A 14,619-nucleotide genomic window follows, 5' to 3' on the forward strand; every position below is an offset into this window, starting at 1 on the left:
AGCCGGGACCAGCGATTTTAAGGAGATCATGATATGGCACGCGTAAAACGGGGCGTTACCGCCCACGCAAAACACAAGAAGGTCCTCAAGAAAGCCAAGGGCTTTTACGGACGCCGCAAGAATACCATCCGCGCCGCGAAGGCTGCCGTCGACAAGTCGATGCAGTACGCCTACCGCGACCGCAAGGTCCGCAAGCGGAATTTCCGCGCGCTCTGGATCCAGCGCATCAATGCCGCTGTCCGCGAGCACGGCCTGACCTATGGCCGCTTCATCGACGGCCTGACCAAGGCCGGCATCGAGGTTGACCGCAAGGTTCTCTCCGACATGGCGATCCATGACGCGGAAGCATTCGGTGTTCTGGTTGCGGCTTCCAAGAAGGCACTTGAGTACCTCAAGGATGCAACGCCGAACGAATTTGAAAGCGCTGTCGCCTAAGCCAGCGTTTTCCCGAAAACTGAATTTGAATTTTGGGATCCCGCGCTGGCACGGCTGGCGCGGGATTCGTCGTTTGAGAGCCGGGCGATCGCCTGTTTCTCGAGAGTGCCAATTCGGTTGAGCCGGGGCCCGGTGCCCGCCAGATACGGCCAGCAAGATACAGCCAGTAAGATACAGGTAGTCAAAGACCATGAGCCAGTACCAGACGCTTGAAACCTCCATCATGGACGAGATCGCCGCCAGCGCCGATGAAGCGGCCATCGAGGCCGTGCGGGTCGCGGCACTGGGCAAGAAGGGCTCGGTGTCCGAACTGCTCAAGGGATTGGGCAAGATGACACCGGAAGAGCGCCAGGAGGCGGGTCCGGCGATCAACGGCCTCAAGGCGCGCGTCGCCGATGCCATCGCCGCCCGCAAGACCGAACTCAGGGACGCTGCCATCACCGAACGTCTGGCGCGCGAAACCGTCGATGTCAGCCTGCCGGTGCGTTCCTCGCCTGCCGAGCGCGGCCGCATTCATCCGATCAGCCAGATCGTCGACGAGATCACCGCCATCTTCGCCGACATGGGCTTTTCCATCGCCGAAGGTCCGGACATCGAGACCGACCACTACAATTTCACCGCGCTCAATTTCCCCGACGGCCACCCGGCCCGCGAGATGCACGATACGTTCTTTCTCGAGCCCGACGACAATGGCGAGCGCAAGGTTCTGCGCACCCACACCTCGCCGGTGCAGATCCGCACCATGGAGACGCAGAAGCCGCCGATCCGCATCGTCATTCCGGGCAAGACCTACCGGCAGGACAGCGACGCCACCCACTCGCCCATGTTCCATCAGGTCGAGGGGCTGGTGATCGACAAGACTGCCAATGTCGGCCATCTGCGCTGGGTGCTGGAAGAGTTCTGCAAGGCCTTCTTCGAGGTCGACAGCGTCACCATGCGTTTCCGTCCCTCGTTCTTCCCGTTCACCGAACCCTCGTTCGAAGTCGACATCCAGTGCGACCGCAGCTCCGGGCCGATCGTCAAGTTTGGCGAGGGCACCGACTGGATGGAGATCCTCGGCTGCGGCATGGTGCACCCGAACGTCCTGCGCGCCGGCGGGCTCGATCCCGACGAGTACCAGGGCTTTGCCTGGGGCATGGGGCTCGACCGCATCGCCATGCTCAAATACGGCATGCCCGACCTGAGGGATTTCTTCAACGCCGATGTTCGCTGGATGAGCCACTACGGCTTCCGTCCGCTCGATGTGCCGACATTGTTCGGCGGCCTCAGTGCCTGAGTTGAGCGCGTAAGGAGTACAGACCCATGAAATTCACCCTCTCCTGGCTCAAGGATCACCTTGAAACCGACGCCACGCTCAATGAGATCTGCGAGCGTCTGACCGCCATCGGCCTCGAGGTCGAGGATGTCGACGACAAGGCGGCCTACCAGCCCTTCACCATCGCCAAGGTCGTCTCCGCAGAGCAGCACCCGAACGCCGACAAGCTGCGCGTTCTGATGGTCGACAAGGGCGACGGCAAGCCGGTGCAGATCGTCTGCGGCGCGCCCAACGCCCGCGCCGGACTGATCGGCGCGCTGGCAGAACCCGGCACCTATGTGCCGGGCATCGATGTGACGCTCTCTGTCGGCAACATTCGCGGCGTCGAAAGCCACGGCATGATGTGCTCGGAGCGAGAGCTCGACATGTCCGACGAGCACGACGGCATCATCGATCTGCCCGAGGACGCACCAATCGGCACCTCCTTCGCAGCCTATGCCGGCTTGGACGATCCTGTCATCGAGATCAACCTGACGCCGAACCGTCCCGACTGCACCTCGATCTTCGGCATTGCCCGCGATCTCGCCGCTTCCGGGCTCGGGAAACTGAAGACCCCGAAGGCGCCGGACTTCCCGGTCGAAGGCGAGACATCGCAGAACGTCAGGATCATTCTCGACGACGAGAGCCTGTGCCCCGGCTTCGCCTGGCGGCTGGTGCGCGGAGTGAAGAACGGTCCCAGCCCGAAATGGATGCAGCAGCGGCTCATCGCCATCGGCCTTCGCCCGATCTCGGCGCTGGTTGACGTCACCAACTACATGACCTTCGACCAGGGCCGGCCGATGCACGTCTTCGACGCCGACAAGGTCAAGGGCGACCTCGTCGTGCGTCGCGCGCTCGAAGGCGAGGAAATCCTCGCGCTCGACACGCGCACCTACAAGCTCAATCCCGCCAATGTGGTGATTGCCGATGACAACGGCCTTGAATCCATCGGCGGCGTCATGGGCGGTGAACATTCCGGCTGCGACGAGACCACCACCAATGTGCTGATCGAATCCGCACTTTGGGACCCGATCAATATCGCCAAGACCGGCCGCAGCCACGGCATCATCACCGACGCCCGCTACCGCTTCGAGCGCGGCGTCGATCCCGAATACATGCTGCCCGGCCTCGAGCGCACCACCGAGCTGGTGCTAGAGATGTGCGGCGGCGAGGCCGCGGAAGCCCGCGTCGTTGGGTACAACGGCCATCAGAAGAAGATCGTCGATTTCCCCTTCTCCGAGGTCAAGCGCCTGACCGGACTCACCGTTTCCAACGACGAGTCCCGCGAGATCCTCACCGGTCTCGGCTTCGAGGTTTCCGGCAAGGGCGAGACGGTCAAGGTGGCTGTTCCCTCCTGGCGTCCCGATGTCGACGGCAAGGCCGACCTGGTGGAAGAGGTCATGCGCATCCATGGCGTCGACGAGATCAGGCCCGAGCCGCTGGCCCCGTCGGGCAGCGTCAATGGCCGGATCCTCACCACCATCCAGGTCCGCACCCGTTCGGCCAAGCGCGCGCTTGCATCGCGCGGAATGATGGAAGCCGTCACCTGGTCCTTCATTGCCGAAGACCATGCCAAATTGTTCGGCGGCGGAAGCCGCGCGCTCAAGCTGGTGAACCCGATCGCCTCTGACATGTCCGACATGCGCCCCTCGCTGCTGCCGGGCCTGATCCTCGCCGCCCAGCGCAATGCAGACCGCGGTTTCGGCGACGTGGCGCTGTTCGAGGTCTCGGGCACCTACGAGAACGACACGCCCGAGGGCCAGCGCCGGGTTGCCGGCGGCATCCGCCGTGGCACCGCCCAGATGACCGGTTCCGGCCGCCACTGGGATGGCGCCGCCAAGCCCGTCGGCGTGTTCGACGCCAAGGCCGATGCCATCGCTGTGCTCGAGGCCTGCGGGGCGCCGGCCGACCGGCTCACCTTCGAACCCGGCGCGCCGGGCTGGTACCACCCCGGCCGCTCCGGCCTGATCAAGCTTGGCCCGAAAACGGTTCTTGGCCATTTCGGCGAGTTCCACCCCAACACGCTTGACGCGCTCGATGTCTCCGGACCGCTCTGCGGCTTCGAAGTCTTCGTCGATGCGATCCCCGAAGCCAAGCGCAAGGCCACCCGCACCAAGCCGGGCCTCAGCCTCTCGGCCTTCCAGGCCGTGCGCCGCGACTTCGCTTTCGTGGTCGACAGCGATGTGCCCGCCGCCACGCTGGTGCGCGCTGCCCAAGGGGCGGACAAGGCTCTGATTTCCGGCGTCAATGTCTTCGACTTGTTCGCCGGCCCCTCGCTCGGCGAAGGCAAGAAGTCGGTCGCCATCGAGATCACCATCCAGCCGCGCGAACGCACGCTGACCGACGAGGATCTCGACAGGCTGGCGAAATCCGTCATCGCCAATGTCGAGAAATCCTCGGGCGGCGTGTTGAGGGGGTGAGGCGCTTCATACCCGGTTGCGGACCCCGAACGAACCGTAAAAAGCAGGCGGCGCTCTTCACTCAAGAGCGCCGCCTTTATCATGAGATCACGGTCTTGCTGCGCGCAATCAGTGCGCCAGCATTTCCTGGACGATGCCGTCTGCTGTCAGGCTCGACGGATAGTAGGTCGGCCAGTTGGTGACCTCCTTCAGTAGGGCGGCGCGGTCGTCGCCCGAGTAGATGTGATAGTGCCCTGCCTTCACCGGAGCGATGGCATGGTCGCTGAACTGGACGAACATCGGTGCTGCGGCATCGCCGCCGGTCTTCCGGAAGATGTAGCGGACCCCGCGATTGCCTTTCTTGTAGGTCAGGACTTCGTGTCCGTCGGACGCATATTGCGCGCTTGTGGCATTTCCCTCGCGGTAGAAGGTGAATGTGTCGCCATCGATGACGATGCGCTCGACATCGGTCTTGTAGCCGGTCTGATAGTAGGCGCGGTATTCCTCTATGGTCTTTTCGTCGCTTTCTGCCTTGTGAGCCAGGACCGGGTCGAGCGACCGGTCCTGCAGGTACGGATAAACCGACTGCCAGTCTCCTTCCCAGTCCGCGAGCGTTCTGGCCTCGATCTGGCTGTCCTCGAAATAGCCGCGATAGATGTCGTCGCTCTTGTGCGCCTCGTGGCTGTGGCTCTTGTCCGATGCCGCCGCTGCGGGACTGGCGGCAAGCGCCATCGTTGCGACCAGAATCGCGCAGCCGATGCCGAGAGCTTTGCCGAAAAGGTCGGAAATTGTGTCTTTCATATCTGAAACCTCGAGAGTTGGGGAGTGGTTCCCTTGAATCAATACGTCACGTGATAACATAACAATACCCCCTTTAGCGATCGTCCCGGTGCATTGCAAGCCCCATACCCGGTTGGCGACCGATCGGCACTTGCGACCGTCGAACATACAGCCGGGGAATTTTCATCGCGCGAGGTAGGCGAACGGTCGCCGGGCGGGCTATAAGCGATCCGAACGTCCGTGAGAAACGAGCCCATGAACCTCATTCTGAACTCAGACAGCTACAAGTACTCGCATTTCGCGCAGTATCCGCCCGAAACTGCGGCGATCTCGGCCTATATCGAGGCGCGGCCCGGCGGGGCGCATGACCATGTGCTGTTCTTCGGGCTGCAGATGTTCCTCAAGGACTATCTGTCGCGAAAGATCACCATGGCCGACGTCGACGAAGCCGAGGCGATGATCACGGCGCATGGGCTGCCGTTCCATCGCGAGGGTTTCGAGAAGATCGTCACCCGCCATGACGGCCACTTTCCGCTGCTGATCGAGGCGCTGCCCGAAGGCATGGTCGCGCCCACCGGCACGCCGCTGGTGCAGGTCAGGAACACTGATCCGGATTTCTTCTGGCTGCCGACCTTCATCGAGACAGCACTTCTGCGCGCCGTCTGGTATCCCTCGACAGTCGCGACGGTCTCACACGGCGCGCGCCAGATCATCTCCGCCTCGCTCGAGCGCACCTGCGATGCACCGGCCGACGTACTGCCCTTCCGCCTGCATGATTTCGGCGCCCGCGGTGCAACCTCGCTCGAACAGGCCGGCATCGGCGGCGTCGCCCACCTGGTCAGCTTCATGGGCACCGATACGGTGAGCGCGCTGGTCTATGCGCGCCGCTTCTATCACGAGCAGATGGCGGGTTTCTCGATCCCCGCCGCCGAGCACTCGACCATGACCAGCTGGGGCGAGGACCGCGAGACCGAGGCCTACCGCAACATGCTCACCCAGTTTGCCGGTCCTGGAAAACTCGTCGCCGTGGTGTCGGATTCCTATGATCTCTACCGCGCGGTCAAGAACATCTGGGGCGAGGAACTCAAGGCCGAGGTCGAGGCCTCGGGCGGCACCTTGGTGGTGCGGCCCGATTCCGGCGATGCCACCCGCGTGCCGGTCGACACGGTGCAGATGCTGGGCGAGATCTTCGGCTTCTCGGTCAACGCCAAGGGCTACAAGGTGCTCAACCCGGCGGTGCGGGTGATCCAGGGAGACGGTGTCACCCCGGAGACGATCAGGATCATTCTCGGCCGGCTCGAGGACAAGGGCTGGTCAGCGGAAAACATCGCCTTCGGCATGGGTGCGGGCCTGTTGCAGAAGGTCAACCGTGACACGCTGCGCTTCGCCATGAAGGCCAATGCCCGCCAGGACGATGACGGCCAGTGGCACGGCATCAACAAGAACCCCAAGACCGACCCCGGCAAGGCGTCAAAACGCTACCGCCAGGCTGTGGTGCGCGAAGACGGAACCCTGCTGGCGGTTCCGCTCAAGGATCTCGGGGATCGCACAAACCTTATGCAGCCGGTCTGGCAGGATGGCGAATTGCTGGTCGACTGGACCTTCGCCCAGATCCGCGAACGGGCGGCATCCGGGGAATAGGGTGCCCTAAGGGCCGGTCTGTCGCTGGAAAAAGTACGGTTTACAGGTCCCGCCCGGGACCGAAGACAAATCGGGAATAGCCCAGATAGGCGAATGTGGTCGCAGACCCCGATCCGAAGATCAGCGCCAGGTAGGGCGAGATGCCTGGCAGCACCAGCAGCAGCCCGGAATAGACCGAATAGTTGATCAGCGTCGAGACAAGGCCGACGCCGCCATAGCGCACGCCCTCCACAGCGACCTTCCTGTGCGAGGCGCCGAATGTGAAGGTGCGGTTGATGATGTAGCTGCACACCAGCGCAGCACCGATTGCCGGCGCGCGTGCGGTGAACGGGTCAAGCATCTTGAACTCGAGCAGCAGCCACAGCACGCCCATGTCCACCACGAAGCCCACGGCACCCGCAAACAGGAAGAATGAGAGTTTTTTCATGTGGAGGGATATCGGCTTTCGGTTTGGGCAACCGGGATTTCGGCCCGGCCGGAGGTCTGGAAGTCCTCGCTTACAATAATGCGAGCGTCAACCCGGCGTGGCCGGCGTCGTCACAATTCATGCGCCCATATCCACCCAATGCATGGTTGAATGCAACCCGGGTGTTGACATGCACCATATCGGGCGGGCTTCAATGCCCGCTGATTTGCGGCATGGCAACCTGCCGCCGCACACAAGCAGGAATGAGAGGATTGAACATGTTTCGATGGGGAATTCTGTCCACCGCAAAGATCGGCCGCGAGCATGTGATCCCGCAATTCCAGGATGCCGAAAACGGCGTGGTGACCGCAATTGCCAGCCGCGATCATGCCCGCGCCCGCGCCCTGGCAGACCGCTTCGGCGTGCCATTGGCTTACTCATCCTACGAAGAGCTTCTGGCGTCATCCGAGGTTGACGGCATCTATATCCCGCTGCCCACCTCGCAGCACATCGAATGGTCGATCAAGGCGGCCGAGGCCGGCAAGCACGTGCTGTGCGAAAAGCCGATCTCGCTCAATGCCGGCGAGATCGGGCCGCTGATCGCCGCGCGCGACGCCAACAACGTCCTGGTCAGCGAAGCATTCATGGTCACCTATCACCCTCAGTGGCGCAAGGTCCGTTCGCTGATCGCCGAGGGCGCCATCGGCAGCTTGCGCCATGTCCAGGGCGCCTTCAGCTATTTCAACACCGATCCGACCAACATGCGCAATGATGCCGCGCTCGGTGGCGGCGGCCTTCCCGACATCGGCGTCTACCCGACGGTCACCACCCGGTTCTCGACCGGAAGGGAGCCGCTCAGGGTCCAGGCGACCGTGGAGATGGATCCGGATTTCGGCACCGACCGCTATGCCAGCGTCAAGGCCGATTTCGGCACGTTCGAAATGAGCTTCTACTGCTCCACCCAGATGGCGGCGCGCCAGTCGATGGTCTTCCACGGCGACGACGGTTTCATCGAGGTGACCGCACCGTTCAATTCGGGTGACTACGGTCACCCGACGGTGGTGCTCCAAAGCCGCGGCCACGACCAGGCCACCACATTCCGTTTCGGCGGCGTGCGCCAGTACCGGCTCGAGGCCGAAGCCTTTGTCCGCAAGGTCGGCGGCAGCGATGACGAGGTGTTCACGCTTGAGCAGTCTGTGCTCAATCAGAAATTCATCGACGCGGTCTACCGCGCCGCCACCCACGATGGCTGGGAGACCGTCTGAGACGGTGGGCCGGGCTGTGAACCCGCCTGGGTCTCTTCGTCAGCGATTGGTCCCGAACACGAAACGGGAATAGCCGAGATAGGAAAACAGCGTGGCCACCGCCGAACCGAAGAAAAGCGCCACGTAGGGAGACAGTCCCGACCAGGCGATCAGCAGGCCGGAATAGACCGCATAATTGACCAGCGCCGAGGCAATGCCGACGCTGCCGTAGCGTGCGCCTTCAACCGCCACGTGCCGTGTCGATGCGCCGAAGGTGAAGGTCCGGTTGATCAGGTAGGTGCACAGCATCGCCGTGGCGATCGCCAGCACCCGGGCACTGAACGGATCGAGCGGCGTCAGGCTGAGCAGCAGCCAGAGCACGCCCATGTCCACCGCGAAGCCCGTCGCCCCCGCAAAGGCAAAGAAGGCAAGCTTTCTCATGAAGCGAGTTTGCGGCTTTCTGCCGTGCGCGCAAGGCTCTCCATTTGTGCGGCCCTTGTGTCGGGCTCTGCCGCCCGGGCCTGGGCCGTGCGTGTCGGCGCAATCGACATGTAGTGGAAGCGCTTCTGCTCGGCCCGTCCCCGCGCCACAGAATCGAGGATCACGCCTGCGGCGAAGATCATCAGCGCCATCATCATCAGCGCCATGGCCAGCATCCAGGTCGGCATGCGCGTGACCAGGCCGGTGAGGAAGTATTCGTTGAGCACCGGCACCATGAACATCATCGATGTGGCGAGCGTGAACACGCTGAGATAGCTGAAGAACATGAACGGCCGGGTTTCCTTCATCAGCATCGCGAACATCCACAGGATCTTCGCGCCATCCTTGAAGGTCGACAGCTTCGATTGCGATCCCTCGGGCCTGCGGCCGTAATCAAGTGCCAGTTCGGTCACCGGCAGCTTCAGCACCGAAGCGTGAACGCTCATTTCGGTCTCGATTTCGAAGCCGCCCGACACCGCCGGGAAGCTTTTCGCAAACCGGCGCGAAAACGCCCGGTAGCCGGAGAAGATGTCGGTGAAATCCTTGCCGAAGATGGTCTTGTACAGCGTGTTGAAGATCGAGTTGCCAAAGGCATGTCCGCGCCGTCCGGCATCGTCGGTGACACCGCGGCGGGTGCCGACAACCATGTCGCAGCGCTCGGTCAGAAGCGTCCGGATCAGTTCGGGGCCGTCCTGGGGGGCATAGGTGCCGTCACCGTCGGCCATCAGGTAGATGTCGGCATCGATGTCGGAGAACATGCGGCGCACCACATGGCCCTTGCCCTGCCGCGGCTCGCGCACGACCGTCGCCCCGGCCAGCGCCGCGCGAAGCGCCGTCTGGTCCTTCGAATTGTTGTCATAGACATAGATCCGGGCACCCGGAATGGCGGCGCGGAACCCGGCCACGACCTCGCCGATGGTGGCGGCTTCGTTGTAGCAGGGCAGCAGCACCGCAATGTCGAGACCTTCAATCAAGCCGTCCGTCATGGGAATCCCCGTTCGCTGCGGGCCGGAATCGCCCGTGGCTTTACTATTTCTTGAGAAGGTTAAGGCTAGGTTGAATGTGTCGGACAAATCTGCGTTGGAGTTCCCATTGACCAATATCAGCCCCGTGGCCGGGGAGACCGGCAGCGCGCCCGCCGGGCAGGTCGAACGGCAAGGCAGTTCAAGTCCGCTTTCCGCGCTGCACCGTCCGGTTCTGCTGAGCTTCCTCGTGCTGGTGGCCGTAACTGCAGTCATGCATTTCGCCAATTATGTCGATTACGTCGGCGCCGACAATGACGATGTCATGCGGCTGGTAGAGGTGCGCGACCTGCTCGCCGGGCAGGGCTGGTTCGATCTCATGCAGTACCGCCTCGGCCTTGATGGCGGCACGCTGATGCACTGGTCGAGACTGATCGATCTGCCGATCGCCAATCTCATCATGCTGTTCTCGCTGTTCGTCGGCCCGGAAATGGCCGAGGCCGCGGCCCTTTTCACCTGGCCGCTGCTGACCGCGATTCCTGTCTTCTATGCGATGGCTGCCGGGGGCACGGTTCTGGCCGGCCGGCAGGGTGGATTGCTGGCGCTGGCGCTGGCCTTCCTGTTCGTTCTGGGCGTCAACCGGTTCCAGCCAGGATCAATCGACCATCACAATGTCCAGCTTGGTTTGATCGCAACCATTGCAGCCTGTCTCATCCTCCCCGGCCGCCCGCCCTATGCCCACGCGGTTGCCGGCTTCGCTGCTGCCCTGGCCATTGCCATCGGCGCGGAAACGACACCGCATATCGTTGTTGCTTGCGCCATTGTTGCCGTTCAGTGGCTCTGGCTGGGCGACGGCATGAAAGCCGCCGCTTCAGCCTTCGCCCTTACCATGGCCACGACCCTGACCGCGGTCTTCTTCCTGACGGTTCCCCCCGCACACTACGGCATGGTCGCCTGTGATGCCTTGTCGACCGGTTTTTATGCGCTCGGCGTCATTGGCGCAGGCAGCTTCTTCCTTGCCGTGTCGGCCGTTTCCGCCCGCAGCCTTGCCCAGCGTGGCGCGGCCCTCGGCCTGGTCGGTGCGGCCACGCTTGCCGCGGCCGTGGTGATAGCACCGCAATGCCTCGGCAATCCGCTCGCGACCCTCGACCCGCTGCTGGTCAGCATGTGGCTCAACAATGTCACCGAGGCCCAGTCTGTCTGGGCCCAGCTCAGCCAGGACCCCTGGACCGCCGGCGGCTTCTATCTCGTTCCGGTCCTGGCGATGGCGCTGTGTCTGCGGCAGATCCTCCAGCGCCGCGATGTTCAGGCTCACGCAGTCCTGCTTGCACTGCTGGCGGTTTCGTGGGGGATCGCCCTGGTTCAGGTGCGCGGTGCCGTGTTTGCCAACCTCCTTTCGACAATTCCGATGGCGGCGCTGGTCGCGGAGATGCGTACAAGGGCCAATGCCGATCAGAAGGATCTGCGCAAGGGACTTGCCTTTGCGGCCACCGCGCTTGCCTCGGTCCCCTTCGTCTGGGCTCTTGCCGGATTGGGTTTGTCGATGGCGGTCGACAAGGTGACCGGCCAGGAGATCAGCGGCCTTCCCACCCAGGAAGAGAAAGTCTGCACCGATGCCGGCGCCATGCGGTTTCTCGCCCGCGAACCCGCAGGCGTGGTCGCCGGGCCGTCAAACCTCGGAGCCCATATCCTGCGCTTCACTGAGCACCGGGTGCTGGCGGCTCCCTATCACCGCAATCAGGGCGGCATGCTCACCGAACTGCATGCGGCGATGGCCAGTCCCGGGGATGCGGTCAAGTTCCTTCGTGGCGCCGAAGTCACGCTTGTCGCCTTCTGCGCGAGCGATCCGCAGATCGGGATCGTCAAGACCGTCGCCCCCGAAGGACTCTACGCGCAATTGAGCAAGGGTGTTGTGCCCGACTGGCTGGAACCGGTCCCCGGCACCGAGGACGAGCCATTGCAGCTTTACCGCGTTCTGCCCTGAGGCCAGGAGCCGGAACCCGGTCATCTGGGCCATTGGCTGGCGGGCCGGACGCAATTTAAGCCTGCCCGCCGATTCCGTTGGGGGACTGGATGGGCTAGACTTGCTGGAATGATTTGTTCGTCATCCCGTCCGAGCGCCCGGAGACCAAGCCCATGACCTCAGTTCGCAATCTGCGTCATGTCCCGGGCCGCAACCTTGTGCGCCTGGTGCGCAAGGCTTTGTTTGTGGCGCTTGCCACCGCAATGGCGGCCGCCGGGGCAGCACAGCCGACAGCCGCCGATCAGCCCGCCAAGCAGGTGTTCGGTGCCGCGGACCTGCCGGCCGCGCTGCCGGCGCGCGCCATCGGCTTCTACTCAAAGGGCTGTCTCGCCGGCGGCATTGCCATTCCGACCGACGGGCCGACCTGGCAGGCCATGCGGCTGTCACGTAACCGGCGCTGGGGTCATCCCGATCTCATCCGGCTGGTCGAGAAGCTGTCGCTTGAAGCCGCCGCTCAGGATGGCTGGCCTGGCCTGCTGGTCGGCGACATAGCGCAGCCGCGCGGCGGTCCGATGCTCTCGGGCCATGCCTCGCATCAGGTTGGTCTTGATGCCGATGTCTGGCTCACGCCGATGCCGGATCGCAAACTCTCCGCAGCCGAGCGGGAGAACCTGTCGGCGACATCGATGCTCAGGAAGAACACGCTCTATGTCGATGACCGGATCTGGACCCCGGCCCATGCCCGGCTGCTGATGCGCGCGGCAAGCTATCCGGAGGTCGAGCGCATCTTCGTTCATCCGGGCATCAAGAAAAAGCTCTGTGACAGCTGGACCGGCAGCCGCGCGGCGATGGGCAAGATCCGGCCCTATTACGGGCACCACTATCATTTTCATATCCGCATCAAGTGTCCGCCTGGCGCCAGCGGCTGCAGGAGCCAGAACCCGCCTCCGGCTGGCGCGGGATGCGACAGTTCTCTTGCCTGGTGGTTTACCGATGAGCCCTGGGCGCCGGCCAAGCCCAAGAAGGATGACGGCAAGCCCAAACCGAAGAAGCGCGACATCCAGCTGTCCGATCTGCCATCGGCCTGCAGGATGGTAATTGCTGCGCCGGGCCCGGCATCGGAAGCGGAAGTGACGCTGGGCGCCGATCCGATCGCCCGCATTGCCCGCGCGAACGCCAACAATGCGGCGATCCGGGCATCGGCCTTTGCGCCGCTTCCCTTGCCCGGGCGCATCCCGCTGCCGGTTCCACGGCCTGCCAACTGACCGGTCTGGAGCTTCCTGTCATCGAAAATTCATCGCTGCGGTGGCTTTTGTTTGATCAGGGTACGGGCTATAGATCGGCGTATCAAATCGATTGAAAGCGTCTAAGCCGCGAACTTCTCGTGGTTTTTCCGATGATGGGCCTCCATGACTGTTCACAAAGCCGTTGCACTGATCGCGCATGACCAGAAGAAGGATGACCTGGCCGATTTCGCCAAGTCCCACCAGGCGGCGCTCTCGCGGTTTCCGATCGTTGCCACCGGCACCACGGGCGGGCGCATCGCCGAGGCCTGCCCGGAGCTCAAGATCGAACGGCTCAAAAGCGGGCCATTGGGCGGCGATCAGCAGATCGGCGCCCTGATCGCCACCGGCGATGTCGGCCTTGTAATCTTCTTCGTCGACCCGCTGACGGCCATGCCGCACGATGTCGACGTCAAGGCGCTGATGCGGCTTGCCATCGTTTATGATATTCCAATGGCGCTCAACCGCGCCACGGCTGACACCCTGCTCAAGGCGCTTGGATAGTCCGCCGGCCGACCAAACATGGCGCCGCCTTAAGGCCGCGCCGCCAACAGACCACGCCCCACGGGAAACAGAGCATGCCCTCTTCTCATGAAACCGACCATTCCATCGCATTTCCGGTCCTGATCGGCGATATCGGCGGCACCAATGCGCGCTTCGCCATTCTCACCGACGCCTATGCAGAGCCGAAGGAGTTTCCGGTTCTGGCAACGGCCGACTACCCGACCATCGACGAGGCAATCCAGACCGGTGTGCTCGATCGCACCTCGCTGCAGCCGCGATCTGCCATCCTCGCCGTGGCCGGCCCGATCAAGGGCGATGAAATCGACCTGACCAATTGCGACTGGGTGATCCAGCCCAGGGTCATGATCCGCGATCTCGGTTTCGAGAATGTCGTGGTGATCAACGATTTCGAAGCCCAGGGACTTGCGGCCGCATCGCTGGGCCCGGAATTTCTCGAAAAGATCGGCGGCGGTGAGATCCGTCCCTCCACCTCGCGCGTGGTGGTCGGACCCGGCACCGGTCTCGGCGTTTCCGGCCTGGTCCATGCCCGCCACACCTGGTTTCCTGTTCCCGGCGAGGGCGGCCACATCGACATCGGTCCCCGCACCAGTCGGGATTACGAGCTGTTCCCGCTCTATGAGACCATTGAGGGCCGGGTATCCGCGGAGCAATTGCTGTGCGGACGCGGCATGATGAACATCTACCGGACCGTCTGCAAGGCCAATGGCAGCAAGCCGACCGCCACGACACCCGCCGAAGTAACCGCGCATTGGTCTCAAGGTTCGGATCCGGCCGCGGTGGAGACGATCGAATTGTTCGTCACCTATCTCGGCCGCGTGGCGGGCGATCTGGCGCTGATCTTCATGGCGCGCGGCGGCGTTTTTCTGGCCGGCGGCATCGTCCAGAAGATCCTGCCGGCGCTTTCTGAGCCACGTTTCCGCGAGGCTTTCGAGGACAAGGCGCCCCACACGGCCATTCTGAAGAACGTCCCGACTTTCGTGATTACCCACCCGCTGGCGGCGCTGTCTGGTCTTGCGGCCTATGCCCGCACCCCGGTCCGCTTTGGCGTTGCCACCGAAGGCAGGCGCTGGAAAGCATAGGCAAACCGCTTTCAACCCGCTATAGAGCCGCCAGGAACGGCCGGGAGCATTCCGGGTTGAGTGAGACGGCGCTCTTTCGGGCGCCATGCAGGATGACGAGAATTGGCGCGCGGCAGGAACATCAAGCA

Annotated in this window: 13 protein-coding genes; 9 read left to right on the plus strand and 4 right to left on the minus strand. The window is 63.3% G+C overall.

The features are described 5' to 3' along the window. The first annotated feature begins 33 nt into the window (after positions 1–33). From rplT to pheT, 3 genes are all read left to right on the plus strand, one after another. Positions 34–435: a 50S ribosomal protein L20 gene (gene rplT, locus GTW23_RS12995; protein ID WP_152010793.1), complete on the plus strand. Its 402-nt coding sequence runs from the start codon at positions 34–36 to the stop codon at positions 433–435. A 190-nt stretch (positions 436–625) separates the two neighbouring features. Beyond that, positions 626–1,711, plus strand: a complete 1,086-nt coding sequence (gene pheS, locus GTW23_RS13000) for a phenylalanine--tRNA ligase subunit alpha (RefSeq protein WP_152010792.1) — start codon at positions 626–628, stop codon at positions 1,709–1,711. A gap of 26 nt (positions 1,712–1,737) precedes the next feature. Beyond that, positions 1,738–4,149: a phenylalanine--tRNA ligase subunit beta gene (pheT, locus tag GTW23_RS13005; protein WP_252916072.1), complete on the plus strand. Its 2,412-nt coding sequence runs from the start codon at positions 1,738–1,740 to the stop codon at positions 4,147–4,149. Positions 4,150–4,257: 108 nt separating this feature from the next. Here the strand turns inward: pheT and GTW23_RS13010 are convergent, their stop codons facing one another. Next, positions 4,258–4,929 (minus strand): ZinT family metal-binding protein, encoded by a 672-nt coding sequence (locus GTW23_RS13010; protein ID WP_252916073.1) that lies wholly within the window; start codon positions 4,927–4,929, stop codon positions 4,258–4,260. 234 nt (positions 4,930–5,163) lie between these two features. On the opposite strand from GTW23_RS13010, the gene GTW23_RS13015 reads away from it, so the two are divergent. Beyond that, positions 5,164–6,549: a nicotinate phosphoribosyltransferase gene (locus tag GTW23_RS13015; protein ID WP_252916074.1), complete on the plus strand. Its 1,386-nt coding sequence runs from the start codon at positions 5,164–5,166 to the stop codon at positions 6,547–6,549. Between the two features lie 40 nt (positions 6,550–6,589). On the opposite strand, the gene GTW23_RS13020 is transcribed toward GTW23_RS13015, so the two are convergent. After that, complete coding sequence (locus GTW23_RS13020) at positions 6,590–6,976, minus strand: GtrA family protein (protein WP_152010788.1); 387 nt, start codon at positions 6,974–6,976, stop codon at positions 6,590–6,592. 257 nt (positions 6,977–7,233) lie between these two features. Here GTW23_RS13020 and GTW23_RS13025 point away from each other — a divergent pair, with 257 nt between their 5' ends. After that, positions 7,234–8,220, plus strand: a complete 987-nt coding sequence (locus GTW23_RS13025) for a Gfo/Idh/MocA family protein (RefSeq protein WP_152011686.1) — start codon at positions 7,234–7,236, stop codon at positions 8,218–8,220. Positions 8,221–8,259: 39 nt separating this feature from the next. Here GTW23_RS13025 and GTW23_RS13030 read toward each other — a convergent pair whose 3' ends face one another. Further along, positions 8,260–8,640: a GtrA family protein gene (locus tag GTW23_RS13030; protein WP_152010787.1), complete on the minus strand. Its 381-nt coding sequence runs from the start codon at positions 8,638–8,640 to the stop codon at positions 8,260–8,262. Continuing rightward, positions 8,637–9,665: a glycosyltransferase gene (locus GTW23_RS13035; RefSeq protein WP_244615316.1), complete on the minus strand. Its 1,029-nt coding sequence runs from the start codon at positions 9,663–9,665 to the stop codon at positions 8,637–8,639. The genes GTW23_RS13030 and GTW23_RS13035 overlap by 4 nt, the downstream gene beginning before the upstream one ends. 106 nt (positions 9,666–9,771) lie before the next feature. Here GTW23_RS13035 and GTW23_RS13040 point away from each other — a divergent pair, with 106 nt between their 5' ends. The 4 genes from GTW23_RS13040 to GTW23_RS13055 all read left to right on the plus strand — a co-directional run bounded on the left by GTW23_RS13040 (position 9,772) and on the right by GTW23_RS13055 (position 14,491). Beyond that, positions 9,772–11,625 (plus strand): hypothetical protein, encoded by a 1,854-nt coding sequence (locus GTW23_RS13040; RefSeq protein ID WP_252916075.1) that lies wholly within the window; start codon positions 9,772–9,774, stop codon positions 11,623–11,625. Positions 11,626–11,867: 242 nt separating this feature from the next. Next, positions 11,868–12,869, plus strand: a complete 1,002-nt coding sequence (gene mepA, locus GTW23_RS13045) for a penicillin-insensitive murein endopeptidase (RefSeq protein WP_252916320.1) — start codon at positions 11,868–11,870, stop codon at positions 12,867–12,869. A 144-nt stretch (positions 12,870–13,013) separates the two neighbouring features. After that, positions 13,014–13,391: a methylglyoxal synthase gene (locus GTW23_RS13050; protein ID WP_252916076.1), complete on the plus strand. Its 378-nt coding sequence runs from the start codon at positions 13,014–13,016 to the stop codon at positions 13,389–13,391. A 74-nt stretch (positions 13,392–13,465) separates the two neighbouring features. After that, complete coding sequence (locus tag GTW23_RS13055; protein ID WP_252916077.1) at positions 13,466–14,491, plus strand: glucokinase; 1,026 nt, start codon at positions 13,466–13,468, stop codon at positions 14,489–14,491. Positions 14,492–14,619: the final 128 nt, after the last annotated feature.

Source organism: Parahoeflea alexandrii, assembly GCF_024105735.1.
Lineage (GTDB): Bacteria > Pseudomonadota > Alphaproteobacteria > Rhizobiales > Rhizobiaceae > Hoeflea > Hoeflea alexandrii.

Bases quoted from the DNA above. Each gene is read 5' to 3' on its own strand.
- rplT (WP_152010793.1), top strand. From the start codon at position 34: ATGGCACGCGTAAAACGGGGCGTTACCGCCCACGCAAAACACAAGAAG.
- pheT (WP_252916072.1), top strand. From the start codon at position 1,738: ATGAAATTCACCCTCTCCTGGCTCAAGGATCACCTTGAAACCGACGCC.
- GTW23_RS13015 (WP_252916074.1), top strand. From the start codon at position 5,164: ATGAACCTCATTCTGAACTCAGACAGCTACAAGTACTCGCATTTCGCG.
- GTW23_RS13025 (WP_152011686.1), top strand. From the start codon at position 7,234: ATGTTTCGATGGGGAATTCTGTCCACCGCAAAGATCGGCCGCGAGCAT.
- mepA (WP_252916320.1), top strand. From the start codon at position 11,868: ATGGCGGCCGCCGGGGCAGCACAGCCGACAGCCGCCGATCAGCCCGCC.
- GTW23_RS13050 (WP_252916076.1), top strand. From the start codon at position 13,014: ATGACTGTTCACAAAGCCGTTGCACTGATCGCGCATGACCAGAAGAAG.
- GTW23_RS13055 (WP_252916077.1), top strand. From the start codon at position 13,466: ATGCCCTCTTCTCATGAAACCGACCATTCCATCGCATTTCCGGTCCTG.
- GTW23_RS13010 (WP_252916073.1), bottom strand. From the start codon at position 4,929: ATGAAAGACACAATTTCCGACCTTTTCGGCAAAGCTCTCGGCATCGGC.
- GTW23_RS13035 (WP_244615316.1), bottom strand. From the start codon at position 9,665: ATGACGGACGGCTTGATTGAAGGTCTCGACATTGCGGTGCTGCTGCCC.
- GTW23_RS13030 (WP_152010787.1), bottom strand. From the start codon at position 8,640: ATGAGAAAGCTTGCCTTCTTTGCCTTTGCGGGGGCGACGGGCTTCGCG.
- GTW23_RS13020 (WP_152010788.1), bottom strand. From the start codon at position 6,976: ATGAAAAAACTCTCATTCTTCCTGTTTGCGGGTGCCGTGGGCTTCGTG.
- pheS (WP_152010792.1), top strand. From the start codon at position 626: ATGAGCCAGTACCAGACGCTTGAAACCTCCATCATGGACGAGATCGCC.